1 pseudogene is annotated in these 513 nt (G+C 66.3%); it reads right to left on the bottom strand.

Features of this window, described 5'->3' with window-relative positions:
* Window positions 1–501 (bottom strand): annotated as a pseudogene (locus MKK69_RS22190) (flagellar protein); the annotation flags it as partial.
* Window positions 502–513 lie beyond the last annotated feature (12 nt).

The raw sequence follows: 513 nt of genomic DNA on the forward strand, positions 1-513 counted from the left end.
GTAGCTGGCATCGCCGGCGAGCTGGGTGATCTGGTTGAGCAGGTTGTTGTACTGCTGCGCCAGGGACTTGCGCTGGCTGACGCCGGACACGGCCAGGTCGCTGGAGACCACCGTGCTGGCGGCAGTGCCATAGGTCGAGGCCGTGGTCGAGGACGACGCGAAGCCGAGCGCCGCCTGGCTGGTGGAGTTCTGGAATTCCACGTCGGCCTGCGCGTTCAGGACGATCTTGGTGCCGGTGCTATCGACCGAGAAGATCGCGCCCGCGCCGAACGAACCACCCGACGTGGTGCTGGCCGAGCTGACCGCGGAGTTCAACGCCGACACCACGGATGTGATGCTCGACGACGCGGCGAAGTTTGCCGACACGGAGGTGCCGTTGATCGTGAACAGGGCCGTCGTGGAGGCCGTGCTCGTGGTGACCGGGAAAGCGTTGGTCGCCGTGCCGGTGGTGGAGAGCTGGGTCGACAGCGCCTGGTTGGCGAGCGACTTCGCCTGATCCACGAGCTTCTGGAT

The sequence above is a fragment of the Methylobacterium sp. J-026 genome, from assembly GCF_022829585.1.
Classification (GTDB): domain Bacteria; phylum Pseudomonadota; class Alphaproteobacteria; order Rhizobiales; family Beijerinckiaceae; genus Methylobacterium.